This window comes from Amycolatopsis lurida (assembly GCF_900105055.1).
GTDB lineage: Bacteria > Actinomycetota > Actinomycetes > Mycobacteriales > Pseudonocardiaceae > Amycolatopsis > Amycolatopsis lurida.
This window is the reverse complement of sequence record NZ_FNTA01000004.1, coordinates 7479416-7505050: the sequence shown is the minus strand read 5'-3', so window position 1 is coordinate 7505050 and position 25635 is coordinate 7479416. Positions and strand designations below refer to the sequence as shown.

Annotated in this window: 28 protein-coding genes, 1 pseudogene and 2 riboswitches; of the genes and pseudogenes, 9 read left to right on the top strand and 20 right to left on the bottom strand. The window is 69.2% G+C overall.

Annotated elements, in window-relative coordinates; all coding sequences use genetic code 11:
• The first annotated feature begins 24 nt into the window (after nt 1-24).
• From BLW75_RS40675 to BLW75_RS40660, 4 genes and pseudogenes are all read left to right on the top strand, one after another.
• Entirely contained in the window at nt 25-930 is a 906-nt protein-coding gene (locus BLW75_RS40675; protein ID WP_034316049.1) for a glutaminase, read from the top strand.
• Between the two features lie 36 nt (nt 931-966).
• Nucleotides 967-1448: pseudogene (locus BLW75_RS40670) on the top strand (MSMEG_6728 family protein).
• Nucleotides 1445-1654 carry a hypervirulence associated TUDOR domain-containing protein gene (locus BLW75_RS40665; protein ID WP_034316052.1) on the top strand — a complete coding sequence of 70 codons (210 nt, stop codon included), beginning with the start codon at nt 1445-1447 and terminating at the stop codon, nt 1652-1654. Before BLW75_RS40670 ends, BLW75_RS40665 begins: the two are co-directional and overlap by 4 nt.
• Nucleotides 1651-1977, top strand: coding sequence for a DUF3140 domain-containing protein (locus tag BLW75_RS40660; RefSeq protein WP_034316055.1), 327 nt, complete (start codon nt 1651-1653; stop codon nt 1975-1977). The genes BLW75_RS40665 and BLW75_RS40660 overlap by 4 nt, the downstream gene beginning before the upstream one ends.
• A 1-nt stretch (nt 1978) precedes the next feature.
• Here the strand turns inward: BLW75_RS40660 and BLW75_RS40655 are convergent, their stop codons facing one another.
• The 4 genes from BLW75_RS40655 to BLW75_RS40640 form a co-directional block, all read right to left on the bottom strand.
• A complete protein-coding gene (locus BLW75_RS40655) occupies nt 1979-2398 on the bottom strand; it encodes a hypothetical protein (RefSeq protein ID WP_034316057.1) in 420 nt (139 codons plus the stop codon).
• Nucleotides 2399-2426: 28 nt separating this feature from the next.
• Nucleotides 2427-2855 (bottom strand): winged helix-turn-helix transcriptional regulator, encoded by a 429-nt coding sequence (locus BLW75_RS40650; protein WP_241783797.1) that lies wholly within the window; start codon nt 2853-2855, stop codon nt 2427-2429.
• 9 nt (nt 2856-2864) lie between these two features.
• Nucleotides 2865-3758: an MBL fold metallo-hydrolase gene (locus tag BLW75_RS40645; RefSeq protein ID WP_034316062.1), complete on the bottom strand. Its 894-nt coding sequence runs from the start codon at nt 3756-3758 to the stop codon at nt 2865-2867.
• A gap of 91 nt (nt 3759-3849) precedes the next feature.
• Entirely contained in the window at nt 3850-4710 is an 861-nt protein-coding gene (locus BLW75_RS40640; RefSeq protein ID WP_034316064.1) for a LysR family transcriptional regulator, read from the bottom strand.
• Between the two features lie 82 nt (nt 4711-4792).
• Between BLW75_RS40640 and BLW75_RS40635 the strand changes: the two genes are divergently transcribed.
• A complete protein-coding gene (locus BLW75_RS40635; RefSeq protein WP_034316066.1) occupies nt 4793-5701 on the top strand; it encodes an MBL fold metallo-hydrolase in 909 nt (302 codons plus the stop codon).
• On the opposite strand, the gene BLW75_RS40630 is transcribed toward BLW75_RS40635, so the two are convergent.
• Genes BLW75_RS40630 through BLW75_RS40620 form a run of 3 tightly spaced genes read right to left on the bottom strand, consistent with a single transcriptional unit; the run spans nt 5677 to nt 9201 of the window.
• Complete coding sequence (locus BLW75_RS40630; RefSeq protein WP_091599484.1) at nt 5677-6450, bottom strand: hypothetical protein; 774 nt, start codon at nt 6448-6450, stop codon at nt 5677-5679. The genes BLW75_RS40635 and BLW75_RS40630 overlap by 25 nt on opposite strands.
• A complete protein-coding gene (locus tag BLW75_RS40625; RefSeq protein WP_034316072.1) occupies nt 6437-7972 on the bottom strand; it encodes a vWA domain-containing protein in 1536 nt (511 codons plus the stop codon). The genes BLW75_RS40630 and BLW75_RS40625 overlap by 14 nt, the downstream gene beginning before the upstream one ends.
• On the bottom strand, nt 7969-9201 hold the full coding sequence (locus BLW75_RS40620; RefSeq protein WP_034316074.1) for a hypothetical protein: 1233 nt from the start codon (nt 9199-9201) through the stop codon (nt 7969-7971). Before BLW75_RS40620 ends, BLW75_RS40625 begins: the two co-directional genes overlap by 4 nt.
• Before the next feature lie 171 nt (nt 9202-9372).
• Here BLW75_RS40620 and BLW75_RS40615 point away from each other — a divergent pair, with 171 nt between their 5' ends.
• Entirely contained in the window at nt 9373-11022 is a 1650-nt protein-coding gene (locus BLW75_RS40615; protein ID WP_034316076.1) for a glutamate--tRNA ligase, read from the top strand.
• A gap of 31 nt (nt 11023-11053) precedes the next feature.
• On the opposite strand, the gene BLW75_RS40610 is transcribed toward BLW75_RS40615, so the two are convergent.
• Both BLW75_RS40610 and BLW75_RS40605 read right to left on the bottom strand, forming a co-directional pair.
• Nucleotides 11054-11767 carry a hypothetical protein gene (locus tag BLW75_RS40610; RefSeq protein WP_034316079.1) on the bottom strand — a complete coding sequence of 238 codons (714 nt, stop codon included), beginning with the start codon at nt 11765-11767 and terminating at the stop codon, nt 11054-11056.
• 15 nt (nt 11768-11782) lie between these two features.
• On the bottom strand, nt 11783-12604 hold the full coding sequence (locus BLW75_RS40605) for a hypothetical protein (protein WP_034316082.1): 822 nt from the start codon (nt 12602-12604) through the stop codon (nt 11783-11785).
• 245 nt (nt 12605-12849) lie between these two features.
• Here BLW75_RS40605 and BLW75_RS40600 point away from each other — a divergent pair, with 245 nt between their 5' ends.
• Complete coding sequence (locus BLW75_RS40600) at nt 12850-13074, top strand: hypothetical protein (RefSeq protein ID WP_034316085.1); 225 nt, start codon at nt 12850-12852, stop codon at nt 13072-13074.
• 4 nt (nt 13075-13078) lie between these two features.
• Here the strand turns inward: BLW75_RS40600 and BLW75_RS40595 are convergent, their stop codons facing one another.
• The 5 genes from BLW75_RS40595 to BLW75_RS40575 form a co-directional block, all read right to left on the bottom strand.
• Nucleotides 13079-13312, bottom strand: coding sequence for a hypothetical protein (locus tag BLW75_RS40595; protein WP_034316087.1), 234 nt, complete (start codon nt 13310-13312; stop codon nt 13079-13081).
• A 135-nt stretch (nt 13313-13447) separates the two neighbouring features.
• Entirely contained in the window at nt 13448-13840 is a 393-nt protein-coding gene (locus tag BLW75_RS40590; protein ID WP_034316090.1) for a hypothetical protein, read from the bottom strand.
• Nucleotides 13841-14085: 245 nt separating this feature from the next.
• Nucleotides 14086-14382: a hypothetical protein gene (locus BLW75_RS40585; protein WP_034316092.1), complete on the bottom strand. Its 297-nt coding sequence runs from the start codon at nt 14380-14382 to the stop codon at nt 14086-14088.
• A 113-nt stretch (nt 14383-14495) separates the two neighbouring features.
• Complete coding sequence (locus tag BLW75_RS40580; protein WP_034316094.1) at nt 14496-15074, bottom strand: hypothetical protein; 579 nt, start codon at nt 15072-15074, stop codon at nt 14496-14498.
• Nucleotides 15075-15152: 78 nt separating this feature from the next.
• A complete protein-coding gene (locus tag BLW75_RS40575; RefSeq protein ID WP_034316097.1) occupies nt 15153-15800 on the bottom strand; it encodes a TetR/AcrR family transcriptional regulator in 648 nt (215 codons plus the stop codon).
• A 276-nt stretch (nt 15801-16076) separates the two neighbouring features.
• On the opposite strand from BLW75_RS40575, the gene BLW75_RS40570 reads away from it, so the two are divergent.
• Nucleotides 16077-16433 (top strand): hypothetical protein, encoded by a 357-nt coding sequence (locus tag BLW75_RS40570; protein WP_034316101.1) that lies wholly within the window; start codon nt 16077-16079, stop codon nt 16431-16433.
• Nucleotides 16434-16437: 4 nt separating this feature from the next.
• Here the strand turns inward: BLW75_RS40570 and BLW75_RS40565 are convergent, their stop codons facing one another.
• Genes BLW75_RS40565 through BLW75_RS43275 form a run of 6 tightly spaced genes read right to left on the bottom strand, consistent with a single transcriptional unit; the run spans nt 16438 to nt 24172 of the window.
• Nucleotides 16438-17256 carry an ECF transporter S component gene (locus BLW75_RS40565; protein ID WP_034316222.1) on the bottom strand — a complete coding sequence of 273 codons (819 nt, stop codon included), beginning with the start codon at nt 17254-17256 and terminating at the stop codon, nt 16438-16440.
• Nucleotides 17257-17261: 5 nt separating this feature from the next.
• Complete coding sequence (locus BLW75_RS40560; RefSeq protein ID WP_034316103.1) at nt 17262-18857, bottom strand: ABC transporter ATP-binding protein; 1596 nt, start codon at nt 18855-18857, stop codon at nt 17262-17264.
• Nucleotides 18854-19966, bottom strand: a complete 1113-nt coding sequence (locus BLW75_RS40555; RefSeq protein ID WP_034316105.1) for an energy-coupling factor transporter transmembrane component T — start codon at nt 19964-19966, stop codon at nt 18854-18856. Before BLW75_RS40555 ends, BLW75_RS40560 begins: the two co-directional genes overlap by 4 nt.
• Nucleotides 19966-20877 carry a hypothetical protein gene (locus BLW75_RS40550; protein WP_034316107.1) on the bottom strand — a complete coding sequence of 304 codons (912 nt, stop codon included), beginning with the start codon at nt 20875-20877 and terminating at the stop codon, nt 19966-19968. The genes BLW75_RS40555 and BLW75_RS40550 overlap by 1 nt, the downstream gene beginning before the upstream one ends.
• A gap of 17 nt (nt 20878-20894) precedes the next feature.
• Nucleotides 20895-21473 (bottom strand): hypothetical protein, encoded by a 579-nt coding sequence (locus tag BLW75_RS40545; RefSeq protein WP_034316110.1) that lies wholly within the window; start codon nt 21471-21473, stop codon nt 20895-20897.
• The gene (locus BLW75_RS43275) at nt 21470-24172 is read right to left on the bottom strand and encodes a prenyltransferase/squalene oxidase repeat-containing protein (RefSeq protein WP_034316112.1); all 2703 of its coding nucleotides are present in this window, start codon (nt 24170-24172) and stop codon (nt 21470-21472) included. Before BLW75_RS43275 ends, BLW75_RS40545 begins: the two co-directional genes overlap by 4 nt.
• A gap of 68 nt (nt 24173-24240) precedes the next feature.
• Nucleotides 24241-24353: riboswitch (cobalamin riboswitch) on the bottom strand.
• 112 nt (nt 24354-24465) lie between these two features.
• Nucleotides 24466-24592: riboswitch (cobalamin riboswitch) on the top strand.
• 32 nt (nt 24593-24624) lie between these two features.
• Here BLW75_RS43275 and BLW75_RS40535 point away from each other — a divergent pair.
• A complete protein-coding gene (locus tag BLW75_RS40535; RefSeq protein WP_034316115.1) occupies nt 24625-25629 on the top strand; it encodes a prenyltransferase/squalene oxidase repeat-containing protein in 1005 nt (334 codons plus the stop codon).
• Nucleotides 25630-25635: the final 6 nt, after the last annotated feature.

Sequence of the window (25635 nt, the reverse complement as noted above, 5' to 3'; positions counted from 1 at the left end):
AAGGAGCGCTTCTACGCTACGGCCGTGCACCTCGCAGCGTTGCTGGACCGGATCGCCGACGACGTCGCGCCGGAGATCGGCCGCGGCTCGGTCGCGGACTACATCCCCGCCCTGGCCAGGGTCGAACCCGGACGGTTCGGCATGGCGGTGGCCGAAGTGGACGGTCGGGTGCACGGCGTCGGCGACTGGGAGACGCCGTTCTCCATCCAGAGCATGTCGAAGGTCTTCACCCTGGCGCTCGCGCTCTCCCACGGTGACGGCGTGTGGGAGCGGGTGGGCCGCGAGCCGTCCGGCAACCCCTTCAACTCGCTGGTCCAGCTGGAGAACGAGGACGGGATCCCCCGCAATCCCTTCATCAACGCGGGTGCGCTCGTGGTGACCGACGAATTGGCGCACCACGGCGACGCGGCGGAGACACTGCTTCGGTTCCTTCGCGAAGAAAGCGGCCGCGCGGACATCGGGATCGACGCCGAGGTCGCCGCGTCGGAGGCCGCCCACGCCGACCGCAACCGCGCGCTCGCGTATTTCATGGCGTCGTACCGGAACATGCGTCATCCGGTGCCCGCCGTCCTCGATCAGTACGTGCGCCAGTGCTCGATCGCGATGAACTGCGGCGACGTCGCGCGCGCGGCGGTCTTCCTCGCCCGCCACGGCGTCCGCAACGACGGCACCCGGCTGCTCGAGCGGAGCGCGGCCAAGCGGGTCAACGCGGTGATGCTGACCTGCGGTACCTACGACGCCGCGGGCGAATTCGCCTATCGGGTCGGACTTCCGGGCAAGAGCGGCGTGGGCGGCGGAATCGTCGCGATCGTCCCCGGCCGGTGCGCGATCTGCGTGTGGAGCCCCGGACTGGACCCGCGCGGCAACTCCGTCGCGGGCGTCGCGGCGCTGGACCGGTTCACCACCCTGACCGGCTGGTCGATCTTCTGATCGGTTTGAACCCGTGACGACGGGGAAGCCGATGGTGTGCAGACGTTTCTCCCGTGCGTCGACTTCCGGGCCTCCGCTTCCGTCCTCGATCAGCGGAGGCTCGGTAAGCAGCGGGTCGAGACGATCCAGGTGCTGCGCGCGCTGACGGTGGCGGGGTACGGCTGGCGTCACCATCCGGCCGCGGCGATGTGGGCGGGCTAGAGGAAGCACTCGTCCGGTACGGCCTCGACATCTGCGAGGTCTGGTGCGAGACCGGTCGCCAGGACACCTGCCGCGACACGCTGCGGCTCGATCTTCTCCGCGCCACCGGGCTGGACGAGATCCGCACCCAGGACCGGCTCGCGGACGCGAAAGAGCTTCCGCCCTGGCTCGGCGACACGGACTTCCATCGCAGCCACCAGTCCGCGCTCGTCCGCAAGGACCCGGGGCACTACCGCGCGAGTTTCCCGGACGTTCCCGACGACCTGCCGTACGTCTGGCCCGCGTCGGACCGTCCACGACGAGAAGGAGTGCGATGACCGAGCGATTCCGCAAAGGCGACAAGGTCCGCTGGAACAGTCACGGCGGGCAGGCCGAAGGTGAGGTCCTGAAGGAGATCACCTCCGACACCGAGGCGGGCGGCCGCACCGTGCGAGCGTCCAAGGAGGAGCCGCAGTACCTGGTCCGCAGCGACAAAAGCGGCGGCGAAGCGGTGCACAAGCCCGAGGCTCTGGAGAAGCTGTGAGCGAGGACAAGGACATCCGGACCGAGTTCGGCGAAGCGGTCAACATGACCGCGGCGGAACTCGAGAAGTGGCTGAAGACCGACGAGTCCCGCGACGCGGGGCAGCACAAGAACGGCGGCGAGTCCGTCGGCCACGAGTCGGGCCGCCGGATCGTGGCGATCCTGCGCACGAAGAAAGCGGATCTCTCCGCGGAAGACGAAAAGCACATGCGCAAGGTGGTCGGCTACGTGCACCGGCATCTCGCGCAGCGCCCGTCCGGTGACATCGAGGACACGACGTGGCGGCACTCGCTGATGAACTGGGGCCACGACCCCCGCAAGTAGCTCAGCCGCTCGACGGCCGCCCCATTTCGTGGCCCGGCCGTCCCTCCGTTCGCCGTCGCCGCTTGATCCGTTCTTCGTGCAGGTGACGGCGCCCGCCGGTCAGGTCTTCGGCGACGTCCCGCGTCAGGTCGCGGTAGGCCTGGTAGTAGCCGTCGTCATACTCCTCGATCACCTGGAAGGTCCACCTGTCCGGCAGGACGTTGAGCCCGATCAGCTCGGTCTCGATCCGCTCCGCCCACTCGGCGTGCCCGGCTTTCCGGAGGCCTTCGACGGCATCGCCGAGTGCGAAGTCGGCTGTCCCCGTGAGGTGATGGAAGGCGTACAGGTGACCGCGGGCCTGCTCGACCGTTTCGAGAGCGAAGACCAGCTTTCCGACAGCGTCGACGGTCGCGTCGTCGGGTTCTGGAGGTGAGTCCGGCATGCCGGTGAATGCCCCGGAGCCGCTGTTTCTACACGCCGCCGTCGTATCGCGTCCTGGCGTCGTTGATCTCGTTGATATGGGATTCGGCCCAGTCCCGGATCACCGCCAACGGGGCGGAGAGTGTGCCGCCGAGCTTGGTCAACGTGTACTCGACCTTCGGTGGCACCGTCGGATGCACGGTGCGCGTGACCAGACCGTCGCGTTCGAGGCCGCGCAGGGTCTGAGTGAGCATCTTCTCGCTCACCCCATCGATCGCGGTGCGCAGTTCGCTGTAGCGCTTGGTCCCCGTGGAGAGGCAGCCGACGATGAGCGCGGTCCATTTGTCCGCGATGCGGTCCAGGACCTGTCGCGAAGGGCATGGCGCGCTGTACACGTCGGCCGGCCGCCCGTCCGGCAACCAGGCCAGCACCTGGCCTGGAGTGCCTGGACGGGGACGGCGGCGGTGTGGCTCCGGCATGCCCCGACGTTATCCGGTGACCTGGCCGGCGGCCCAGATCCGGCGCGACGTGGGCGGCAGGACCCGGCCGAACACCTGACCGGCGAAATGCCCGCCCGCGAGGATCGTCCGATCGTCCTCGATCTCCTTCAGCAGGCGCTCCCGGGTGGCGACGCCCTCCGCCGGATCGACGTCGAACGCGAACGTCCAGTGGCTTTCGGTGATCTGCACCTGGCAGTGCATGACGTCGCCGAGCACGACGACGCGGCGGGGGTCCTCCGCGGCCGGATCGGTGACCACGACGCTGCTGTGGCCGGGCGTGTGCCCCGGTGTGGCGAGTATCCGCACACCCGGCGCGACGATGTCGCCGTCTCCGAAGAAGCCGATCACCTCGGCCAGCGGCCGCTGGACGGCGAGCGGATCCGGACCGACCGGGTCGTTCGTGCCGGACCAGTGCGCCCATTCGCTCTCGCTGACGAGATGCCGCGCCGCCGGGAAGGTCAGCCCGGTCACCGGCTCGGCCGTGCCGTCCGGGCTGGGCGGCACGTTCGTCGTCCAGCCGACGTGGTCATGGTGCAGATGCGTGTAGATCACGGTGTCGACGTCTTCGGGTGTCACGCCCTCCGCGGCCAGTGCGTCGAGCAGGCCGCCGCCATGGAACTCGGCGGCACCGGGCAAGGCGAAGTCGGCGGCGCCCAGCCCCAGGTCCACCAGGACGGTCCGGTCACCGGTGCGGATCAGGAAGGAACCGATGCTGACCGGGAACCAGCCGCGTTCGTCGAGGAACGCGTCGTGGGCCGCCCAGCCGGACGGGACGCTCGATGGCAGGAAAACGGCGGGGTTGAGCCAGGCGTGGCCGTCGGGCAGGTAGGTGACGGTGGTGCGGCCGACCCGGATCTGAGACCTGACAGCGGGTCTCGACATGATGTGTTCTCCCTTGTGGACGGTGAGCGATGCTGTGACTCACTTTCGGGGAGCCGCTCTCCCAAGGGAAGTACGCACTTGTAAGTGCGCTCTAGCGATGGCTTTCGATGGCGATCCGCGCGAAGGAGCGGATCAGCGGGTTCTCCCGCTCGGTCACCCACGCGACGACCAGCGGGCTCGGGGGCATGTCGGTCAGCGGCACCCAGGTCAGCCCGTCGGGCAGGGCGTGCCCCAGCGGCGCGATCCCGGCCGAGCCGTTCCAGAGGACGGCCTGAAGACATTCGCCGACCGTGCGCACCACCGGCCCGGCGGGACGCTCCCCGATGGGCGTGGCCCCGTTCCAGTACTCGCGCCACAGCCGGTCCGTGCCGTCCGGCAGCTGGAACCAGGGCCGATCGGCGACGTCGGCCAGCCGGAGCGACGCATGGCCAGCGAGCGGGTCACCGGTGCGCAGCACCAGCCCGACCGGGTCGGATCGCAGGACGCGGACGCTGAGGCCGGTCTCGTCGAACGGCGCCCGGGTCAGCGCGACGTCGACCAACCCGGCGCGCAACCCGGTGGTGGGATCGGTGAAATCCGTCTCGCGGAAGCGGATCGAGACCTCGGGATGCCGTCGGCGGAACGCCGCGGCGAGCCGGGTGCCCGACTCCCCCGCTCCGTCGGCCAGGGTGCCGACGGTGAGCGTCGCGGGCCCCGCCGCCTCCAGCACCCGGGCACGGGCACGTTCTACCTGGTCCAGCAGGGTGCGAGCCTCGGCGTACAGCGCGGCCCCGGCGGCGGTGGGCTCGGCGCCGGCGGCGGATCGGAGCAGCAGGACGACGCCGAGGTCGCTCTCCAGCTGCCGGATGGCCCGGCTCAGCGGCGGCTGGGTCATGTGCAGCCGCGCGGCGGCCCGGCCGAAGTGCCGCTCCTCGGCGACGGCCACGAAATATCGCAGCAGACGAAGCTCCATCACCAGCGATGATACCCATCAGGTATCAAGCGGTGGAGATCGGACTTGGACGGCGCACCGAGACCGGCCCGAAGCTGGGGTCATGCCCTTCGAACCCCTCACCCACGAGCCCGCCGTCGAACCCGGCCAAGCCAGGGAGATCGCCCGCGACCTCGTGGTGGTCCCGAATCTCGGCGTCGACCTCGTCCCCAACATCGGGATCATCGGCGGCTCCCACTCGGTGCTCGTCGTCGACACGGGGCTAGGTCCCCGCAACGCGGAGAAGGTGCTCGCCTTCGCGGCCGAGCACGCCCGCGGCCGCCGGATTTACCTGACCACCACGCATTTCCACCCCGAGCACGCTTTCGGCGCGCAGGTCTTCGCGGACGAGGCGACCTACCTCGTCAACAGCGCACAGGCGGCGGACCTGGTCCACAAAGGACCGGGCTATCTGGAGATGTTCCGCGGCCTCGGCGCCCCGGTCGCCCGGGCGCTGGACGGCGTCGTCCTTGCCACCCCGGACGTGGTCTACGACGACGCGTACGAACTCGACCTCGGCGGACGGGTGGTGCGCATGGAGGCCACCGGGCGGGCACACAGCAAGGGCGACCAGGTGGTGACCGTGCCCGACGCGGGCGCGCTGTTCACCGGGGATCTGGTCGAGACCGGCCAGTTCGCGATCTTCCCGTGGTTCCCGCCGCACGACACCGACGTCTCGGGATCGCGGTGGATCGAGGTGCTGGGGCGGCTGGCCGCCGCCGGGCCGGACATCGTCGTCCCCGGCCACGGCGACATCTCCGGACGCCGGATCCTGACCGACGTTCGCGAATACCTCGAACTGCTGCGCGACGAGACCTGGTCACGGCGCGACTCGTCTCTTCCCGAAGAGACCATCGCCGCGGAGATCGAAGCGCTGATGATCGAACGCCACCCCGAGTGGGAAGGCCGGGACTGGATCGCGAAAGGCGTCGGGTGTTTCTGCGCCGATCATTTGAAGATCGCGATGGGGTGAACGACGAGTTCACCGGTTTCGGGGTCCCAGTCCTCGACCTTGCCGAGACACCGCGCCCGGAACGCGCCGGCGGGCGCGGTGTCGCGCAGGTCGCTGGTGACGCAGGTGAAGCGGACCCGCCTGCTCCGCCCCGGATCGTCCGGATTCCCGTACGGCGCCACGAAAACCGTCTCGGTGTCGGTCTGGGAGCGTTTACGGAACAGGCCCTTCACCGAGACGAACGCCTCGACACCCCGCAGCCGAGTCTGGAGCTGCCGGGTGCTCTCGGGACCGTCGGCCCAGCCGAGTTCCTTCACCAGCGCCCGGTTGTGGACCAATTCCTCTTTCGCCAGGTCCACGTAGATGATGTCGTGGTGCTTCTCGAGCACCTTCGTCACGATGCCGATCACCGTGATCGGTTCGGCCTTGCGGATGTACCGCCGGAACTCCTCATCGGTGTCGGTGCGCTCGGTTTCCCCTTGCAGCGGGCCGAATCCGCCCGATCCCCAGAACCGCCAGCCCCGGCTCTTCCGTTTCTCGACCTCCTGTTCCAGCGCCTCGTTGTAGCGATGCAACTGATAGAGCCCCATCACGGACTTCGTGTGCAGGTAAAAGGCGATGCCCCGGATCATCCCCTGGTCGCCGTCGGATCGGGCGCGGCGCCAGTGCTTCACGAAGACGACGGCCGCGACGAGGAAGGCGGCCACGGTCAGCACCCAGACCCCGAGCCACACTCCCCAGACGTCCCACCACAGATTATCGGCAACCACGGATCTCCTTGAAGGCCTTGAGCAGGGATGTCGCGTTCGCGTCGACCATCCGGCCACCGGTGGCCACGGCCGCGCGTTCCAGTTCGGCGGGATCGGCCTCGCCGTACCGGATGGTGTACGTGCGCACGCCCGGATCCCTCGGCGCGCGCAGGAATTCTTCGATGCCCGGTCCGGTGTTGTTCTCGCCGTCGGTCATCAGCACGATCGAGACGCTCCGGTCCGGCTCGGCACGGCGATGGGCGCCGGCCTTCGCGTAGGCCTCACCGAGCGCCGACCAGACCGCCGTGCTGCCGTCGAACTCGTCGGCGGCGATGAAGGCCCGCAGCGCGTCGAGATCCTGAGGCCCGCCGACGGTGAACTCCCTGTCCCCCAGTATCTTCCCGCCGAAACGGAGGACCGTGAGCAGCTCGCCGCGATAGAAGCGGTCGAATCCGCCGTCCGGCCCGCCGCTCAGCCCGGCGAAGGTCGCCCGGAGCGCGGCGATCCTTTGCCCCTTCATCGAACCGGAGAAGTCCAGCACGAAGATCACGCGCCCGGGAGCACGGCCGGCGGTGGCCGCGTAGTCGTCGAGGAGTTTGTCCACGACCGCCTGTTCGTCGGGGAAGTACAGCGAGTTCCCGGTCGAGGCGGGCAGTCTCGGATCCAGCTCCACGTTGCCGGCGATCGGGCGCCGGAGCGTCCTTTCCATCAGTTTCTTCTGTGTCGCCGGGCTCCTGAGCCAAGAGACGACCATGTCGTACGCCTCCCGCTTGGCCGGGTCGAGCAACAGGACCGGGTAGTCGGACTGGACGATGCCGTCGCGCGGGTACACCAGCTCCAGCGGTGTCTTGAGCCTGCCGCTCGCGTTGAGCGAGAGCAGCGTGGACTCGTACCCGATGATCGCGTCGACGTCCTGGCGCTCGGCGAACCGCTCGGCCACCTCGGCGGAGGTGTCCGCCGTGAGCGTGTGCCCGGTGCGGAAGCCCTGGAGCTTGTCGCATTCGACGTCCTGGAGACGCAGCGCGGCACCGGTGCCCGCGGCGGCCGTCGCCACCCCGACGAGCGAGGTGAGCCCGCTGGTCGACTTGGCCGGATCCGCCATCGCGAACCGGAAGCCGCCGCCCGCCGCCGCGTCCGCCAGGTCCGCCCACGAGAGCTTCCCGTCGGGTTTGCCACGGCGCAGTTCCGCCGCCTTCGCCGGGGTGATCCCGACGATCACCGGCGACACCATGGTCTTGGTCGCGAGCGGCCGTTCCCCCTTGTCGCCCGATTGCCGGTGCTTGAGCTGGAAATACCGGTCGGTGGAAAGCCAGGCGAGATCGTGCGTCGCTTTCCCCGGCGTGAGGGAAGTGCTCGCGTCGACGGTTCCCCGGAAATCCATTTCCAGTTCGATTCCCGTTTCCCCGCGAAGGTCGTCGAGAATCGGCCCGAGGTCGGCCAGTTCGGAACTGGCGAGCACGCGCAGTTTCACCTTCTGGCCACCGCTCGTACAGGCGGTGCCCACCAGGAGCAGGCAGCACAGGACCGCGAGCAGCCGCTTCACGGGCAGTCCCCGACCGTCTTGATCATCTCCTCCAGCACCAGATTGTCCGGCAGCGGCGTGGTGCTGTCGTTGTCGGCGGTCTCCGGGGTCGGCAATCCCTGTCCGCGCAGGAAGTCGTACAGCCGCGCGCTCTTCGTGCTGCCCGCGGGGGTCGCGACGCCGAAGCCGAGCTCCATCGCGCGGCGCTGCAGCTCGGGATCGAAGGTGATCAGTTCGCCCAGCCGTTCCGCTTCGGGCTTCAGGGCGAGGAACTGCGGTTTCGTCAGGATGTTGTCCTTCGGGTACAGCAGCACCCGGTCGTGGTCCGGTTGCCCGCTCTGCGCCTTGGCCCGCAACTGCATCGCGAGGTATTGGTGCTCGTAGATGACGACGATCGGCTTGTCACCTTCGGCGACGTTCGCGTAGGACTCCGAGAGATCGGACGACGGGAAGCCCTGGGCCGCCACGAGGGGTTTCAACCGGCTGGCCAGCTTCTTCGCGTCCGAGAGGTTCGGCGGTCCGGCGGGCGCGCCGGCCGGACGCGGGTCGACGACCGGGACCTGACGGCCGTTCTCCAGGAACGCCAGCAAGATCAGGTACGTCGCGCCCGAATTGGAGTCGCAGATGTTCGAGGTCTGCGCCAGCACCCGGTTGCCGTTCGCGGCGCCGTGGTCTCGGACGCCCAGCGAATCCCAGGTCTCCCCCCGCTTCATCACCTGCATGAACTTGTCGGTGTCCAGCGTGTAGTAGAGGTCCTGCCCCGGTGGTTTCACCGCGATCCCTTTACCCGCCAGCGTTTCCGCGTAACGGCGGTACGTGGCCAGTACGATCGGGCTGGTGAACGGCTGCCGCGCGGAGCCCGTCCACTCGTTGGCCCTCGACCGCCGGACGAGACCGGCGGCGGGCTCGCCCGAGAGGAACACGAAGTCGTACTGGCTGAGGTCGTGCGTGGCGATGTCCCGTGATCCCGTCCTGGTCACGTGGACCCGGAGGTGGTGACGCATCAGGATTTCCTGGACCTTGGCGTCCTCGAAGAGATCCGATTTCGAGCCCATCTTGCCGCGCAGGACCAGCGTCTGCTGGAACGGCACCACGACGGTGCCGCTCACGAGCAGGACGATCAGGCCGCTGACGGCCAGCACCAGCGCGGGCCCGAAAGTGCGGAGAAAACGACGGCGCAAAAAGAACGCCGAGGGCTTTGGTCGGATGGTGAGCTGGGGTTCTTCACGAAGCGAGCTATCGGTGGTCACCGATTTCCTCCCGAATGTCCGGCAAGGCCTATTTTACCGGGGAGCACCGACGAAAAAGCACGTCTCGATCCGGCTTCGGGACCCACCCTCACCAGGCCGGGAGGCCGGACGGTTAGGCTCTTCGGTGGCGAAAACCGCCATGCACCACGACGCCGGGAGATCTGAACCGCCATGCTGGACCGAGCAGTCATCGACGCCCTCTTCCCCGCCGACCTGCCCGAGCCCGAGCACTGGGAACAGCGTTACCCCGCCCGCGAGCTCCCCGAGGGCGCCCTGGTCACCCGCTTCGGCCCCTCACCGACCGGGTTCGTGCACATCGGCGGCGTCTACGTCGCCACCATCGACCAGGACGTCGCCCGCCGCAGCGGCGGCCGCTACCTCGTCCGGGTCGAGGACACCGACCGGTCCCGCGAGGTCGAAGGCGCCATCGAGCAGTTCGAGCGCGGTTTCGCCTACTTCGACCTCGCCGCCGACGAGGACATCCACCGCGGCGGCGACTACGGCCCGTACCAGCAGTCCGAGCGCGAGCAGATCTACCTGACCTACGTCCGCCACCTGCTCCGCAGCGGCCGCGCGTACCTCGACTTCGCCACCAAGGACGAACTGGCGGCGATCACCGCCCGCCAGCAGGCGACGAAGCTGCCGACCGGCTACTACGGCTCGTGGGCCATCTGGCGCGACGCCGACCCCGCCGACGTCCAGGCCAAGCTCGACGCCGGAGACCCGTACGTCGTGCGGTTCCGCGCGCCCGACGACACCGGCGCCCGCGCCCGGTTCACCGACGCCATCCGCGGCCCGCTGGAGGCCGAGGCCAACCGCAACGACGTCGTCATCCTCAAGAGCTCCGACCAGAGCCCCCGGCTGCCGACCTACCACTTCGCGCACGCCGTCGACGACCACCTCATGCGCGTCAACCTGGTCATCCGCGGCGACGAGTGGATCTCGTCGGTGCCGGTGCACCAGCAGCTGTTCGACGCGCTCGGCTTCGAGCCGATCACGTACGCGCACATCGCGCCGCTGATGAAGCAGGAGGGCGGCAGCAAGCGCAAGCTGTCGAAGCGCAAGGACCCGGAAGCGAGCGTCGATTTCTACATCGAGTCCGGTTACCCGACGAAGGCCGTCCTCTACTACCTGCGCGGCCTCGCCAACGGCCGTCTCGCCGAGATGCCGCTCGACCAGGCGCTGGCCGAGCCGATCAAGCTCGAGGAGTGCGGAGTCGCCGGCCCGCTGGTCGACCTGGTCAAACTCGACGACATCTCGGCCGACCACATCGCCACGCTGTCCGGCGCCGAGATCCTCTCCGAGGTGCGTGGCTGGGCCGAGCGGTTCGACCCCGCGCTGCTCGCCGTCCTCGACGCCGAGCCGGACCTCGCGCTCCGCGCGCTCGCCGTCGAGCGCGACGGCGCCGAGAACCCCCGCAAGGACCTGAAGAAGTGGAGCGAGTTCCGCGCCGTCTACGGCTTCTTCTTCCCGCAGCTGCACGCCGCCGTCGCGAGCGCCGACGACGAGCGGATCGCGGCCCTCGGCGTCGACTCCGAGGTCGTCCGGGCCGTGGCGCGGGACTTCGTCGAGAACTACCAGCAGCTCGACGACGGCCAGGAATGGTTCCAGCAGATCCGCGAGGTGGCGGCGAAGCACGGCTTCGCGAAGAACGCCAAGGAGTTTAAGAAGAACCCCGAAGGTTTCCCGGGCTCCATTCGCGAGGCCTCGCAGATCATCCGGATCGCTATCACGGGCTCGACCCGGAGCCCGGACCTGCACGCGATCACCCAGGCGCTGGGGCGCGAGGAGACGCTGGGCCGGTTCTCCGGTCTCGTGTGAGTCAGCCGCAGGCACGGACTTAGGGGGCGGCTCACGAGGTGGGCAGGAACTGGTCGTAGAAGGCCGTCTTGACCGCGACGACCGCCTGCTCCGTCTCACGGAACCGCTCCCGCGCTTCGCTCGAGTCGATCAGCTGCACGAGCCGCAGCCCGAGCTGATCGGAATGGGTGAGCGAAAGCGGGGACGCGGCGGCGAGCGGGCGGGACTTCGCGTCGTGCACATGGTGCGGGTAGTAGAAGACGGACTTGTCGCCGAGCACCGGGCCGATCCGGCGCCACAGTTCGCCGTACTCGACCGAGACCAGCACCTCACCCCAGAAGCGCAGGATGGTCAGCAGTTCGACGTCGGCGTGCTTCGAGTCGCCCGCGGTGGCGATCAACTCCATCGTGGTGTCGATGCACGCCGTCGTGGCCAGTGACCTCCGCGATCGCACCAGCGCTTCACGCGGGACGCCCAGCGCGAGGATGTCCGCCATCATGTCCTCGCGGTGCGAAGGCGTGCTGCCGGGCGAAGCGTTGTCCGGGTATTCCTCACGGATGATGACGCGGGCGATCCGCTTGGACTGCTCGTCGGTGAGCAGGTCGATCGCCAGGTCGTAGGCCATGGTGAAGGCCAGCGACAGGAAACGCCGTTGCAGCAGGACGGTCTGCAGGTCTTCCTGCGGGAGCTCGGTGACGCCTCGCAACGCCGGGTGGTTCCGGAACCGCTCGATCAAACCGTCTTCGAATTCGTCGAGTTCGCGCATCACTACACCTCTTGCTCAGAAACGGATCATGTCGATGCTTCGGTTCCAGTCGCCGAGGTCCACGTCGCGGCCGATGTCCCACAACGTGTCGAGCTCGCGCTGGATCTGTTCGCCGAGCACGGTGTCGTGCGTGCCCTCGATCTCGAACTGCGGTGAATCGATCGCCAGCTGGCCGTGCAGGAACATGCTGACCAGGTAGCGCCCATCGGCTCGGTACACCGAAACCGAGGCTTGCGAGTTGAACACTCGCACTTTCAGGTTGGCCTGACGCTTCGCCAGCCGCCGGTGCAGGCGGGCGAGGGTCTCCAGGCACTCCACGATCCCTGTGCTCACGAAGGTCTTGCCCGCGCCGTCGCTCCGGTCCAATGCCGCTTCGCGCAGCCCCACCAGCATCGAGTTCGGGTGCAGCAGCATGATGCGTACCTGGGCGCGCCGGTCGACGATCGCGGCTTCCAGTTCCTTTTCCAGGCGTTGCAGGTTGGGAATCCAGGTGTTCAGGATCGTCACCTGCTTGGCCTTCGCGATATGCGCCGCGAACTCTTCGTCCGGAAAGCGTTTGTGCACTTCGACGACGCCGCCGTAGTGCGACCGGCGGCGGCTCGCGGCGATGGTGTCGATGTCGAGGCCCGCCAGGCGATCGCGGATGTCCTCCAGTGCGCGCAACGGGGTCAGCTCGATAAGCAGCACCACGACCACGCCGCTGACCATGATCAGCGTCAGCGTGGAGATGCCTTTCGGCGCCACTTTGTCCAGCAAGCCGAGCTGTTCCGCGATCCCGACCGCGAAGCCGACCACCGCCAACCCGCCGAGACTGAGCAATTCGAGCCAGCGACGCATTCTGCGGAGCATTCACCCTCCGGGATCCGGCAGCCTTGACCCTCATGTTCCCACGATGAGAGAGGACCCTGTGATGGGGGTCACCACCTTTGGAGTGACACCATTCTTTCCGCGGAATTCACGCGAACAAGCGAATCCGGCACGGGAATCCGCAGTGCGAAGGGCGCACGTCACAAGCCCGGCGTGAAACGCACGGCCACCGAGAGACGACTTACCCTGTACGCAAGTACGGAAAGTTGTGGTCCATGAGCCCTGATCGCGTTGTCCAGCTCCGCTGGGAGCCACGCCACGTGGCCGACGACGGCGGCGCGACGTTGTCCTACCCCGGAATCTCCGTCGTCCGGACCAGGCAGGGGGAAGTCGTCGACCGCGTCTGGGTGCCGGTCGGGGAAGAACCCACCTTCGCCGATGACGAGGCCTTGATCGCCGCCCTCCGCGCCGCCTGGTGCTGGACGAGGCCTGCCGCGTGACTCCCTATTCGTCGCCGGCCCGGTATTTGCGCTGGTGCTCCTCGTCCTGCTCACGCGGCGGCTTTTCCGTCCAGCGCCCGTGGACGAGGTCGTTCTCCGTGTAGTCGGCCCGTCGCGAGGCCCAGCCCGGCAACATGAACTTGCGTGTCCCGCCCCGGCCTCGGTCGCGCAGGTCGGTGACGACGGCGACGCCGATCACCAACAGGAGTATTCCGAGGGCTATCCAGATTCCGACCATGGTCCGCTCCCCCGCAGATCAGTCAGTTTCGCCAAGACTACCGTCGAACGACGCTCGGGCGGGCCTCATTTTTCCCGGCAGCCGATCGCAGGAACGGAGCGGCGAGGGGCGGCAGGACGTGATGGCGATCGCGGATCAAGGCGACAAGCGCAACGCGAACTTCGCCGCGAACAGGCCGAGCAGGGCCCAGGCGGCCCGGCGCGGGAAACGCAACGCGAGCAGCAACCGGTTGGAGCCGGTCATGTTCGCCGCGGCATAGGCGACGTACTCCGGATTCGAGCCTGCCGCGCAGGCGAAGTACCGGTCCACCGCGTACTCGGGGAGTACCGCGATCGCGAGCCCGCCGGAGATGTCCATCTGCGCGGCTTCCGCGGCCCAGGCGAGAAGGAACGAAGCCGCCACGACGGCCAGGCTGAACAGCACCAGCCCGGCCACCGCCCCCGGTTCGCTACCGGAGAACCGCAGGACGAGCGCGGGCAGGGTGAGCCCGGCGCACAGGCCGACGGGCTTGAGTCGGTTGACGATCACGGACGGGTTACCACAACCGGTTCCCTTTTCATCACCTTGGCGAGAATTCCCTTGCGGGGCAAGGGAAACAGAAGATCGTCATGCCGAAGACCGGTCATCGCCCCACCGGAGTACGCGGTCTGGCCTGCTCCGACGTCGCTCGCGCACGACCGCGAAGGGCGGGCCGGTGCCGCGTCCGGCGCGCTCCCGAGCGGATATGACGGCCTCCCCGGTATCCGCCGGATACCGGGGAGGCCGGGGGCGGCTCAGCCCCGGGCGTTCGGGTCGATCACGTCGCCCGCCAGGCCGGTGGCGGCGTCACCGAAGGCACCGGTGGAGTCGACGACGCCCTGACCGGCCGCGGTGGCCGAGTCGACGGCGTCCTGGCCCGCGGCGGTGGCGTTCTCGGCGAGCCCCTGGCCGTTCTCGGCCAGCCCGCCGGCGGACTGGGTGACCTGGTCGGCGGCACCGGAAAGGTCGACGCCGGTCAGTTCGCTGACCTTGTCGCCCGCGCCGCCCAGCAGTTCGGCGGCCTTTTCCTTCAGCGAGTCGAACAGGCTCATCAGGGGTACTCCTCGGATCGGTCGTGCGCAGGCGGCTGAATGTTCACCGTACAGGACAAAACGGGCACGGTGCGCGACAACGACGGTCCGGACAGGTGAATACCGAGGAGCTTTCAGAGACAGGGCGGCCGATATCGGTCGATCGAGAGGCCCCGGAAGTCGAGCCGGTTCGGGGTTTTGCCGACGAAGACCAGGCCTCGCGCCTCCGTCAGCGCCGAAGCGAAGGAGTAACCGGGCGTCCCCAGTTCGGGGAGTGTCGTCCAGGCCGTCGGCTTGAAACTGAAGAACTTCTTCACGATCTTCCCGCCGGTCGACGGCACCTTCGTGAGCCACTTGTCGCCGCCGCTCCACTTCGAGGCAGGCCGCAGCTGGACGTAGAGGTCGTCGGTCGCGCTGTAGGTCATCCAGAAACCGGCGGATTTCGAGAGATCGGCCTGCGCTTCGAACCGATTCCCGAGCCAGACGACGACCACATGCCATTCGGTACCGAGGAAGGCCACCTTGGCCGCGTAACCGCCGCGTTCGCGGACGAGCAGGCTGCCGGTCGGTGGCACGGTGGCGCCCTCACCGGAGGCGAGCCACTGCTGCAACCGGTCGATCGACGGAGTGGCGCATTCACAACCGTTCCCGCCGGACGCGTTCGCGACGGCACCGGGGCCGATCAGCGAGGCCAGAAGCACCGACGCGATCACCGCGAGCGTACGACCGAAAGGAACCCTGAATCCTTTGCGCATCCCCGGAAGTTAGCACAGCGGGCGGCGATGCCCCGCTCAGCGGGAACCGTCCTCTGTGGACAGAACGTCGAGCTCGGCGGCGAACAGGACGGCGGGGTCGAACCCCATCCCGGCGAAATGGCCGGCCAGTTCGAGAGACAGGACGCCGTGGATCCGGGTCCAGAACGTCAAGGCGCGGCGGAGAACCGCGGAGGAGACCGGCAACCCGCCCGCCCATTCGCGATGGCCCCCGACATGACCGTCGAACGCCGTCACCCGCCCGTCACCGAGAGCCGCCGCGTGCACCCTGAGCAGTTCGGCCATGATCTCGTTCGAGATCTCCGTGGTGTCACCGGGTGCGCGATAACCGGGGATCGGCGTTCCGTAGACGAACAGATATCGCTGCGGATCCGCCAGCGCCCATTCCCTGATCGCACAGGCGACTTCGGCCACGCCGCCGGACCCGGCCGCCACCCGGACGACGTCGGCGAGGCTTCGGTAGGCGTCGCGGACGAGGTCCGTGATCAGGTCGTCGCGACTGGGAAAGTACCGGTACAGCGCGGGGCCGCTCATGCCCACGTGTTTGGCGATCGCGTTGAGGGACAGCGCGGAGACACCCGTCGTGCCCAGTTGCTCCCACGCGTACCGCTTGATTTCGGCGCGCACCTGGGCCCGGTAACGCTCACGCGAGGTCTTCGCGGCCATCAACGACTCCTTCGACGCTCAGTTAGAGGCTATCACTTTCCCTATTGACACTCACTCGATTGTCGTTATAGCTTCTAACTATCACAACTACAACTAACAAGGAGCTCCGCCTACCTCGGCGGCGCCGTGACACCCGCGCAGACCGCCGCCCCGCGACCGAAACCCTGATCAAGGCCGCGACCGAATTCCTCGGCTGGGGCCTCGAAGCCTGGCTGAAGGACCTCAAGACCACCGCCGAATCCCCCTGCTGACCGCATCCCGAACCCGGAGGAACCGATGTCCACCCAGACACTCGACCGCGAAACCACCGTCCGCCGCTTCCCGCGTTCCGTCCTCGTCTCGGCCTGGGCCGTGCCGGTCATGATCATCGGCCAGTTCGCGATGCTCGCCGTGGTCCCGGTCGCCCTGGTCCTGGTCGGCACCCTGCGCGACACCCGGCTCAAGGCGCTCCGCTGGGGCGCGATCGCGCTCACCGCGGCCTACGCCACGCCCCTGGCGCTCTGGGCCATCGGCCCAGAACGCGCACAGAGCCTGTCCAAGGACATGCATCCCGTCTTCGCCGCGATCATCGTGGCCGTGGGAGTGGCGTTCGCCGTGTCCTTCCATGTCCTGCGCCGGAAGTCCCGCAAGTAGATGACTAATTGCGGTCGGTGAAGGAAGGGATCACGCCGAAGGAAGCCTTCCGCGAAGCCCGGCGCAACGTCGCGAGCACGGCGGGCCCCAGCACCAGGATCGCCACCGCGTTCGTGATCGCGCGGCCCGTGTCCCAGCCGGCCGTCGAGGTCAGCAGGGTGAACACGGCGAACCGGTGCAGGTTCTCCAGTAGCGGGGCGCCGGGCACGTGGGAGATGTGCCCGTCGTGGTACGGCACTTCGGCATCGGTGATGAACGGCCAGAACCACAGGTTCATCAGGAGCCCGAAGACGTACGCGACGAGGATCCCGTACCCCACCAGCATCGCGATCTCGGCTTTGCCGGTGACTCGGCGCGGCAGCAGTCCCGCGCCCATCCCGATCCACGCCGAGCACATCATCTGGAACGGCAGCCACGGTCCCACCCCGGCGGTCAGCAACGCCGAAGCGAACATCGACGTACAGCCCAGCACGAACCCGAAGCCGGGACCGAACACCCGCCCGGCCAGCACCAGCAGGAAGAACACGGTCTCGATCCCGGCGGTCCCCGCGCCGAGGGGCCGCAGGGCCGCGTTCACCGCGGAAAGCACGCCGAGCATCGCGAGGGCCTTGGAATCCATGCCCCCTTCGGACAGCTCGGCCAGCACGATGACGATCAGGATCGGCAGGATCCCGATGAACACGAAAGGCGCGTCCGGGCCGTGCTGCATCGACTGCGGCTCGACGCGGACCAGCAGCGGCCAGACGAACATCATCAGCCCCGCGAGGGACGCGAGGCCGAGCACCGTCGCCGAGCGCGGGCCGAGCCGGACCGCCGGCGCCATCGTGGTCACGGGACCTCCTGCGGAAGCGCCGCGCGGACCTCTTCGACGGTGAGCCAAGGCTCGCCGAGGATCTTCGCGATCTGCGTGGCGAACGCCGGGGAACCGCCGAGCACCTCGCCGGTCGGGCCGTCCGAGACGACCTCGCCCTCCGCCATCACGATCACCCGGTGCGCGATCGTCGCGACGAACTCGACGTCGTGGGTGGCCACGACGATCGCCTTGCCCTCGGCCGTCAGCGAAGCGATCATCCGCGCCAGCGCCGCCTTCGCGGTGTAGTCGAGGCCGCGCGTCGGTTCGTCCAGGAGCATGATCCGCGGAGCGGCCGACAACTGCACGGCGAGCACCAGCGCGAGACGCTGGCCCTCGGACAGGTCACGCGGATGCGACGCGGGATCGATACCCGGAGCGAGCCTGTCGAGCAGGCCCCGGCAATGCCCCGGCCCCGCACCGGATTCCGCGTCGGCGGCTTCGCATTCGGCGGCGACCGTCTGCAGGTACAGCAGGTCGCTCGCGGTCTGCGGCACCATGCCGACGAGCGCGCGGGCCTCGGCGCTGCTCAACGTCTTCGGGTCCTTGCCTTCGACGGTGACCTTGCCGCCCTGCCGGGGGCCGGAGCCCTGCACCGCCCACAGCAGCGACGACTTGCCGGAGCCGTTGCGCCCCATCATCGCCAGTACCTCGCCGGCGCGCAGGGCCAGGCCGGCCTCCCGCACCGCGACCTTCGGCCCGTACCGCACGACCACGCCGGACGCGGTCAGCAGTTCCTCACCGACGGTGGTACTCCGCACGGTGGGAGCACCTAGGGTCAGCGACGAAGCGCGGCGTCGGGCGTCGCGCACCGACATCGGCAGCGGATCCCAGCCCGCCAACCGTCCCAAGTGGACGATCGGCGGCGCGATCGGCATGTCCTTCAACACTTCCGGTGGGGTCCCGTCGACCACTCCCCCGGTGCCCGGGACGTGGATCATCCGGTCCGCGAACGGGATCACGCGTTCCATCCGATGCTCGGCCATCAGCACCGTGGTGCCGAGGTCCTCCACCAGCCTGGCCAGCGTCGCGAGCACCTCCTCGGCCGCGGTCGGGTCCAGCGCCGACGTCGGTTCGTCCAGCACCAGCACCTTGGGGTGCGTGGTCAGCACCGCGCCGATGGCCACCCGCTGCTGCTGCCCGCCGGACAGCGTCCGCAGCGCGCGCCTGCGCAGTTCCGCGATGCCGAGGAGGTCGAGCGTCTCCTCCACCCGGCGTCGCATCACCTGCGGGCTCAGGCCGAGCTGCTCCATGCCGTACGCGAGCTCGTCCTCGACCGTGTCGGTGACGAAGCCCGCGAGCGGGTCCTGCCCGACGACGCCGACCAGATGCGCGAACTCGCGCGGCGGACGGGACCGCGTCGTCACGCCGTCGACGGAGACCGTGCCCTCGAGGTGGCCGCCGGTGAAATGCGGGACGAGACCGTTGATCGTGCCGAGCAGCGTCGACTTGCCCGCCCCCGTCTGGCCGGCGAACAGCACGAGTTCGCCTTCGCCGATGGACAGCGTCACGTCGGACAGCACCGGTTCGGCGCGGCCGTGATAGGTGAAGGAAACGTGGTCGAGTTCGATCATGCGCGGGCTTCTTCTTCTAGTGCGGCATAGGGAGGTTCGGGCGCCGGGGTGAGGAACGCGGGCACCACGCCGAGCAGCACGCCGAGCAACGGCCCGAAGGACAGCGTCGGCCAGGACAGGTCGATCAGGGACGGGTTCATGTTCATCGGGTTCACACTGGAGGTCACGAACAACGTCACCGCGACCCCGATCCCGCTGACGGCGACGACGATTTCCGGCAGGTGCCAGCGATCGGGCCGGTACCGCGTGCGCCGGACCCGTTTGCCCGCCGACCAGAAGCCGATCAACCCGATCACGACTCCCACGGAAAGCACCGGCGCGGCGAGGTATCGGGGCGTGGAACCGTCCAAAGTGGCGTAAACGCCGACGCAGACACCGAGCAGGCCGGCGATCATCAGCGTTCCCGTGATCAGCCTGGTCCGTGCCTCGACCAGCCCCGCACGGCCGTAGCCGCGCGAGTCCATCGACGCGGCCAGCTGCAGTGAGCGCGAAAGCGCGTCCTCCAGCACGGGGATGAGGACGGTGTGCAGGGCCTTCATCTTCTTCTTTCCCGAACCACCGCGCAGTTTGCGGGCCCGCCGGACCCGCAGCACGCTCTCGGCCAGCTGCGGGAACACCGAAAGCGCGACGATCACCGCCGTGCCCACCTCGTACAACGCCGGCGGCATCGCCTTGAGCAGCCGTTTCGGGTTCGCGAGCGCGTTGGCCGCGCCGAGGCAGATCACCATCGCCGCCAGCCGCATCCCGTCGTAAAGCCCGCCCAGCAACGATTCCGCGGACACGTCGCCGAAGAGCCGGATACCCGCCGCCCATTCCGGCAGCGGGATCTCGGGCAGCCGCAGGATGATCGTGGATCCTTCGGCGCCGCCGAACACGACGCGGAAGAACACCCGGATCGCGACGATGAACGCGCCGAGGTACAGGTAGAGCCGGAACGCCAGTGCCCACGGAGCCTCACCGCGCCGGGCCACGACGACGTAGCCCGCGACCGCCACGATGGTCAGCAGCAGCCACGGGTTCGTCGTGCGGGTCGCGGCGACGGCGAGTCCCAGCGCCCACACCCACCACGCGGCCGGATGCAGGTCGCGCGGCAGGAAGTAGGACGTCATCAGGCTCCCTGCGCGCGTTTGCGTCTGCGTGCCATCAGGAATCCCGCCAGGCACAACGCCAGCACCGCGGCACCCGCCGCCCACGGCGCCCAGTCGCTGGCTCCGGACTCGCGTTCGATCACCGCGTTGACGTCCTCGGCGTTCTCACCGCCGGTGAACGCGACGTTCGAAGACGGATCCTCCGCCTTCGGCCGCGCCGACGCGCTCGGACGCGGCTTGGGCGGGGGCAGCGCGCCGGAACTGGGACCCGCTGCGGGCACCTCACCGGCACCGGGTTCCGCGCCGTCCGTCGGCTGCGGTCCGTCGGCCTGCCCGCTGCCCGGCTGCGGTCGCTGCTGGCGCTCGCCGGGGTCGCCGGTGACCGGCTTGGCCTCCTCGCGCGGCACGCACGGCCGGCCCTCGGTGCCCGGCCGCACGGCGGAGATCCGCGGGACCGGGATGCTCTGCGTCGTGGCGTTCAAGGAGAACGACCAGCCCTCGAACCCGCCGGGGGTGAAGTCCCGGTTCTTGAGCCCCCACTGGCTGTAGTCCCACGCGCAGTTGTTCGAAGCGTGCCAATAGGACCAGTAGGCCTGGGCCGGGGGCGTGTCGACGCACAGCTCCCGGTACTTCTCGCGGCCGGCGACGGGGAGGTTCTCGGTCGCGGACGGCCGGTTCTCGACCCGGCAGACGAACGACTCGCCCCAGCGCTGTACCCCGGCGATCTGGAAACCGGCGCCCTTGAGCGCGTCCAGCCCCGTGCCGCGGGTGGTCTGGGGATTGCAGCGGACGATGGCCGTGCCGCCGAGCTGCTGGAAGTCCACCACCACGGTGACGCCGGTGGCGTCCTTGCAGAAGCCGGGATATCCCTTGCTCTGGTCGACGGCGTGCGCGGAAGGTGCCGTGGCGGCGATCAGGAGGACCACCGCCACCGCGGAAAGAACCCTCCTCACGGGATGGCCGGGTTCCTCGGCGTGACACCGGGCGGCGGGTTGGTCGTCGCCGACTTGTTCAGTGAGAACGACCAGCCCTCGAACCCGCCGGGGGTCACGTTCCGGTTGACGGCGCCGGAGGTGCTGTAGGTCCAGGCCGAGCCGGAACCGTCCGCGTGCCAGTAACCCCAGTACGCGCGCGTGGGCGGGGTGTTGACGCACGCCTCCTTGTAATTCGGGTTGGTCGACAGCGGGAGGGTCTCCGTCGCGGACGGGCGGCCTTCCACGCGGCAGACGAAACCGAAGCCCCAGCGTGCGGTGCCGGCGACCGCGATCCCCGCGTCCTGCAAGGCCTTGATACCCGTGCGGGCGGTGCCCGGCGCGGCGTTGGGCGAGCAACGGGTGATCGTCGGCGCGGCGGTCCCGCCGTTGCCGTTCAATTCCTGGAAGTCGACGACGACGGTGACCCCGGTGAGCGCGTCGGCGCCGGTGCAGATCCCGTTGTAGCCCTTGGTGGTGTCGACCGCGTTCGCGGGCGCGGCGGAAAGCCCGATCAGTCCGATGAGGACGGACGTGACGGCGAGCAGTCTCTTCATGGTGTTGCCCCCTTTTTCTCGACGGAACGGCGAAGTACGAAGACGAGTGCGAGCGCGGCGAACAGGAACAGCGCGGCCAGTCCGGCCAGTCCCCAGAGCGCCCACCGCGGAGGGGCGTCGGACGGGGCCACGGCAGGCACCTGCGTGCCGAACGAGGCGGCGTCGGCCGGATGCGTCTCGGACAGCGGGAGCCGGATCGCGGGCGACAGCGGTGAATCCGCGGCGGTGAGCCACGATCGGCCCGCGACTCCTTGCGCGGCGGCCAGGCTGGTCGCGAAATCGGTCTTCCCGTCGCTCGCCGCGACGGGTCCCTTGGTGAAACCGCCGTCGGCCTGGACCAGTTTGCCCAGCGACCGCGCGGTTCCGCTCGCGTCGAGACCGGCGATCTGCCGCGCGGCGGCGACGGCGGCGCTGAGCGCGACGTCCGGCTCGCCCGCCTCTCCGGTCACCATGCCCTCGCCGGTCGGCCGGACGCCGAGCGCGCTCACCGCGGACACGAAGGCCGACACCCGCCGCTCGGTCCAGCCGTCCGGGCGTTTGGCCGACGGCGCGGCATCTGTGTGCGGCCGAGCGGCCAGCGCGGTGACCGCGGCGGCGGTCGCGCCGAGGTCACCGGAGCCGCACTCCGCGGTGTCGAGGTGCTTCGGGAAGGTTCCGTCGGCGCACTGACGCGTGAGGAGCAGTTCGACCGCGGGGCCGGGATCGGCGGCGGTGGCGAGCACCGCCCAAGTGTGCCGTTCGACGGTTTCGCCGGCGTCGGCGAAGGATCCGGTGTCGGTGAACTTGCCGTCCGTACCGCGCAGCTTCACCAGATCGGCCCGCAACTGGCCGACGACGTCGGCCTTCGCGAACTCGGCGACGAGGACGAGCTTGGCGAGTGGTTCGGCGTAGGACGCTTCGCCCTGTTCGTACGGCGCACCGTGGGCGTAGGCCCGCACGGATTCCGGTGTCAGCAGGAACTTCGACGCGCGGGCGACCGTGTCGGGCTGCTGATCCAGCGCGCGCAGGGCCAGCACCAGATCGGCGGTGGCGTCGTAGTCGACGTAGGTCTTGCCGTCCTCGGTGACCTCGACGTGGTCACCGCCGGCAAGCCGGTTCGTGAGGTAGGCACCCAGGCGGGAAGCCGGTGGCGCCGTGCCCGAGATCGCGACGGGAGCGGCGATCGCCCTCGGTGGAGGGACCCTGGCGCCGGTGGACGCCCTGGGGGTGAGGGCCTTCTCGGGTTTCGGCGTCGTGGTCTTCGGGGCGGGCTTGTCCTCCCGCCGTTCGGCCACGGGCGGGGCGCTGGTGACGGTGACCGTGCTCGGGGTGGGCGAGCCGCTCGACGAAGACGGCGTCGGCGTCACCGACGCCGTGGTGGTCGTGGTGGTCGTCGTCGTGGTGGTTGTCGTGGTGGTGGTCGTGGTCGGCGCCGGGTCGCTCGTGGTCGAGGTCGGGGTGCCGGTGGGCGACCCCGTTCCCGAAGAAGTGGTCGGCGTATCCGAGACGCTGCTGGTCGGTGGCTGACCGCCGCTTTTCGCCAGCGTGAAGAAACCGACCTGCGCCAACCCGAGTGAGGCCTGGGCGCCCGCGCGGATCCAGGTGTCGAGCCCGCTGATCCCCGAAGTACGCGCGGCCACGTACGAAGCGGGGTTGTAGGCGATGGCGCCGAGGTCGCCCGCGAGCTGGTTACCGGAGTCGGCCTCGGCGGTCGCTTGCGCGGATTTGAGGTACCGCACGCCCTTGTCCACCGCCGCGTCCGCGCCGCCCGAGTCGGCGAGCGCCTGGACGATCAGCCCGGTGCTGTTGGTGTTCGGCGCCTCGGTACCGACACCGCCGCCCCAGCCGCCGCCGGGCGTCTGGTTCGCGGTGAGCCACGAGACGGTCTTGGCGATCGGGGCGTCGAGCCCGGTGGCGCCCGCCCTTTTCGCGGCCAGCATCGCCGAGAGCGCGAATCCCGTGGCGTCGCCGTCGGTCGGCGACAAGCCGAGCGGTTTGCCCTCGTCGCAGGTCGAGACCTTCTGGCCGCCCGGGGTGACGTGGTCGCCGGTCTCCTGCGTCGGGATGTACTCGAACGCCACGCGGAAGTAGCCCTCGGAACACTGCTGGGTCAGCAGCTTGTCGATGGCGAGCCGGTCGTTCTCGCCCTCCGCGGCGAGCCCGATGACGCCGAGCCCCTGGCCGAACGTGTTCGCGTTGTTGATCACCGTGTCGGCGAGGTCCGGGTCTTTGGCGTAGTCACTGATCCGGCCCTTGTCGGGGCCCTCGCGCATGATCGCGGCTCGGGTCTCGGCGACCAGGTCGTACCCGTCGAAGTTCCGGGGGTCCCGGCCGGCGATCTGCGCGGCGACCAGCGTCTTGGCCAGCGAGCCGCCGACGATGACCTTGTCGAATCCAGGCACGGGAACGAGCTTGTCCCAGGTGAAGTAGTCGGTGGCGTGGCCTTCGTCGTCGAGGAACTTCATGATCGGCTCGGCCTTCGCGCCGTCACCCGAGGCGTACATCGAAAACAGCGCGTCGAGCATCAGGCCGTGGTCGGGCAGCGCGCCGCCGTTGGGGTTCTCGAACGTGCCGTCGGGCTTCAGCTTCGTCGCGAGCCAGCGGGCGTTCGCCTTCGCCGCGTCGAGGTCGTTCGCGGCCGTCGCCGTTCCGGTGAGCAGTGCGGCGACCACGCCGACACTGACGGCGAACGCCACGGCGGCGAGGGACCGGCGGCGCATGACTCCTCCTAGCGGCATGACGGAGGACAGGCGCGGACGCCGCGGTCACCCCTGTTTATCGCGACAGTGGTTCGTTCATCCGCCCGTTCGGTATCCCGGCTCGCCCTGGTAAAGGGCCCACGGTTGCGCGACAGCGCCGGATTTCGACCGGCTTCCCCGTCACGGGCGGAGGTGTTCAGTTGTCGAGCCGATCGAGGTTAACACTCGATCACCTCCGGCAGGCACCGCTGACCAGGTCGGTTGCCAGGATCACATCGGCCCTTCGCGCCCGGCGGTACCCGGACGCTTGACCGGGGTGAGACTCTTCGGTTCGTCCGATTCAGCGCGGTCGTGGGGGAAGTCCGGTGAGAGTCCGGCGCTGTCCCGCAACGGTGTGCCTTCCAGGCGAGCCCGGTCACCCACGTCGCGCGGTGTCACCGACTCCTGTCGTGGAAGTGCGGGAAAGGGTTCTCATGAGACGTTTGATCTTCGCTGTCGCCATGCTGTGCGGCATCGGACTGGTCGCCGCTCCGGCGGCGGCCGCGGCCACCCACAACAAGGCGGGCGCCGCCGCGGGCTGGCTCGCGAGGCAGATGGCCGACGGAGAAAGGTTCGAGGCCGACTTCGGCGGCCAGAAGTTCCCCGACCAGGGTTTGACGATCGACGCGATCTTCGCGTTCGCCGCGGCCGGGGTGTCGGACGCGAACGCGGGCAAGGCGATCGCCTGGCTGGCGAAACCGGAGATCACCACGGGCTACGTCGGCAGCGGCACCGAGGCGTACGCGGGCGCGCACGCGAAACTGCTGCTCGCCGCCCAGGTTCGCGGCAAGAACCCGGCGTCGTTCGGCGGCGTCGACCTGAAGGCGAGCCTGCTCTCGCTGCTCACGCCGTCCGGCCGGTTCTCCGACCGCTCCGAATACGGCGACTATTCCAACGCTCTCTCGCAGTCGCTCGCCCTGCTGGCGCTGGACCGCACCGGCGGCGCTCCCGCTCCGGCCGTGGCGTTCCTCGCGGGCACCCAGTGTCCCGACGGCGGTTTCCCGCTGAACTTCGGCGAAGCGACGTGCACGAGCGACGTCGACGCGACCGCGACGGTCGTGCAGGCCTTGCGCGCCACCGGTGACCCGGTGAACGCCGGCGAGGGCACCGCCTGGCTGCTCACCAAGCAGCATGCGAACGGCGGCTTCGGTTTCGGCACCGACGCGCCGAACGCGAACAGCACCGGACTCGCCGCGCAGGCGCTGGCCGGGCACCGCCCGGCCGCCGCCGTCAAGGCCCGGGAATTCCTGCGGTCCCTGCAGACCGGTTGCGCCGGCGCCGAGACGGACCGCGGCGCGATCGCCTACGACGCCACGGGCCTGAACCCGTCGACCGCTCCGCGCGCGACCGCGCAGGCGATCCTCGGCCTGGCCAGGGTTCCGCTGAGCGACCTGCACGGCGGCGGCCGTCCGCAGGCCCCGGTCCTCGCCTGCCCGTGACGAGAC